Raw genomic sequence first — 2,634 nt, 5'->3', positions numbered from 1 at the left:
GGGTTGCTTGTCGCCCGGTTGGAACAGAAAGCCCCCGGCCGGGGCGAGAAGATCAACCCTGCGTGGACGTCGCAGACCTGTAACACCTGCGGGATTCGGGATGGGGAGGCGCGTGAGAACCACGCCGTCTTCCGCTGCCGGGCCTGCGGGTGTCAGGCGCACGCCGACGTGAACGCGGCACGCAGCATCGCCCTGGGGCATCGGTGGGAAACCACGTGGGTGACTGCGCGGGGAGGCGACGCCACCAGCCGGCCTGTGAACCGCGAACCTCAACACCGCGCACCTCCTCTCCCGGTGGATGGGTAGATGTTGGAATCCTCCGCCGTCAGGCGGGGGAGGATGTCAAGAGCCGCATCGTAGGACCCGGTCGGTGCTCCCCGGCCCACCCGGGGGTTCGCTCGCCGGGTGGCGGTGGTCGCGGTGGCCCGTAGGTGGGCGTCGCCGCGCACCGCCGGTGGCGGTGCGCGGCGATCTCAGCGTGAGGTGCGTCCGGTAATGCCGGCGAGGTCGCCGACCACCGGAAGTGATCGTTGTCCGATCCGGGGGCGTCCCGGTGGCCTCTGCGGCGACACTGGAACCGGGAGTTTGCGCATGCCGGCGGCGCAGCGTCAGGTGTTCGTCCACGTCGTGGAGGTGAATATGGTCGACCAGACCGGCCGCCCGGGAGAGACTCCGGACGAGGGCGCCCCGACGGACGGCGTCCGTCAGGGGCCGGCGGGCGAGGTCTACGACTGGTACACCCGCGGGATGGCCCTGCTGGGCCATGGGGACGCCAATGCCGCGGTGCAGTTGCTGGCGCACGCGGTCGCGGCCGAGCCGGGTTCACCGAGCGTCCGCGAGGCGCTGGGCCGGGCCCAGTTCACCGCCGGCCAGTACGTCGCCGCCCGGGAGACCTTTGCCTGGATCGTCGCCCGTCACCCCACTGACGACTACGCACAGTTCGGCCTCGGCCTGTCCGCTCGCAAGATCGGCGATCTCCGTGCGGCGGTCGAGCACCTCGCCCTGGCGGCGGCGATGCGCCCGGACATCGGCCATTACGGGGTCGCGCTGCGCAACGCCCGCGCGGCCCTGGCCCGGGCGTGATCCGGGCATGATTCGAACGGCTGCCGGGGACGTTCCGGCGCCGCCGTCCCCCGCGGCCGGCAGGCCCGCGACCAGCGCGACTCCGGGAGAGCCCGCCGTGCCTTCAGATCTCACCGCCGACCTGGTGGCCGAACCTCGCGACGCGGCCCGGTCCGGCCCGCTGTGCGGCACGGACCGGCCGCTCGCCGACCTGTTCGACGTCGCCCTGATGGACCTCGACGGCGTGGTGAACCGCGGCGGGGCCGCGGTGCCCCACGCCCCGGAGTCGATCGCCGCCGCCGGCCGGTGCGGCATGCGCACCGTCTACGTCACCAACAACGCCCTGCGCCCACCGGGGGAGGTTGCCGACCGGCTGACCGGGTTCGGGGTGCCGGCGCGGGCTGCGGACGTCGTCACCTCCGCGCAGGCCGCGGCGCATGTGCTCGCCGGACGACTGCCCGCCGGCGCCCGGGTGCTCCTGCTCGGCGGGCGGGGGCTGCGCCAGGCGCTCACCGAGGAGGGGCTGACCCCGGTCGACTCCGCCGAGGACGCCCCGGTGGCCGTCGTCCAGGGATTCGACCCCGACCTCACCTACGCGCGCCTGGCCGAGGCGACCTACGCGATCCGGGCCGGTGCCTGGTGGGTCGCGAGCAACGCCGACCGGACGGTGCCGACCGAACGCGGCATCGCCCCCGGCAACGGCGCGGTGGCCGCCCTGCTACGTGCCGCCACCGATCAGGAGCCCCTGGTCACCGGCAAGCCGGAGGCGGCGATGCACCAGGAGTCGATGCGCCGCAGCGGCGCCCGGAATCCGGTGATCGTCGGCGACCGGCTCGACACTGACATCGAAGCCGGATACCGCTCGTCGACGCCAACCCTGCTCGTCTTCACCGGGGTCACGACGCCGTCGGAGCTGCTCGCCGCGCCGCCCGAGCACCGCCCGACCTATCTGGCCGCCGACCTGAGGGGCCTGCTGCATCCGGCGCCGCCGGTGCGGGCGCGCCCCGACGCCGGGGCGCACGCCGCCGGCTGTGGCGGGTGGATCGCCCGCGTCGACGGTGGCGAGCTGAGCTGGTCGGCGGACCGCGCAGGCAACGGCCGCGGCACCGGCGAGGGCACCGCGACCGGCGAGGGAACCGGCACCGGGAGGGGCACCGGGGAGGACGCGGACGCGGGGGACGGACTCGACGCGCTGCGGGCTGCCTGTGCGGCGGTCTGGTCCGCCACCGACGCGGGCGGCGCCGTCCACACGATCGCGGCCGACCGGCCCGAGGGCTGCGCGGACCTGGTCGCGCCCGCCGGCGCGCCCTGACCCTCGTCAGAGCAGGGAGCGGACCCGCAGCAGGTCGCGCACGCTCGCATCGACCTTCAGCCGGCCGCTCGTCCAGGCGGACAGTACCGACAGCCGGCCCTCGGTCACCGCGACCAGATCGTCGCTGTTCACCGTCAGGGTGATCTGGGCGTCGTCGCGGTGGCCCTCGCCGACGTCGCGTAGGCAGCCGTCGCGCAGCTCGCCGGAGAAGGTGGTCTCGAGATCCGGGATCCGGCAGAGGATTGTACGGTCGGGGGCTC

Annotated in this window: 4 protein-coding genes; 3 read left to right on the top strand and 1 reads right to left on the bottom strand. The window is 74.5% G+C overall.

Going from position 1 to position 2,634, the window contains the following annotated elements; all coding sequences use genetic code 11:
- Window positions 1-3: 3 nt before the first annotated feature.
- The 3 genes from NBZ83_RS31465 (at window position 4) to NBZ83_RS31455 (ending at window position 2,374) form a co-directional block, all read left to right on the top strand.
- On the top strand, window positions 4-306 hold the full coding sequence (locus NBZ83_RS31465; protein WP_308203846.1) for a zinc ribbon domain-containing protein: 303 nt from the start codon (window positions 4-6) through the stop codon (window positions 304-306).
- A gap of 333 nt (window positions 307-639) precedes the next feature.
- Window positions 640-1,083, top strand: a complete 444-nt coding sequence (locus NBZ83_RS31460; RefSeq protein WP_261571250.1) for a tetratricopeptide repeat protein — start codon at window positions 640-642, stop codon at window positions 1,081-1,083.
- A gap of 97 nt (window positions 1,084-1,180) precedes the next feature.
- A complete protein-coding gene (locus NBZ83_RS31455; RefSeq protein ID WP_261576438.1) occupies window positions 1,181-2,374 on the top strand; it encodes an HAD-IIA family hydrolase in 1,194 nt (397 codons plus the stop codon).
- Window positions 2,375-2,380: 6 nt separating this feature from the next.
- Here NBZ83_RS31455 and NBZ83_RS31450 read toward each other — a convergent pair.
- On the bottom strand, window positions 2,381-2,634 hold a 254-nt coding region (locus tag NBZ83_RS31450; protein WP_261576437.1), incomplete at its 5' end, for an alkyl sulfatase C-terminal domain-containing protein.

The sequence above is a fragment of the Frankia gtarii genome, from assembly GCF_025403375.1.
Classification (GTDB): Bacteria; Actinomycetota; Actinomycetes; order Frankiales; family Frankiaceae; genus Frankia; species Frankia gtarii.
The sequence above is the reverse complement of the archived record's forward strand: the minus strand, read 5'-3'. Positions and strand labels throughout refer to the sequence as shown.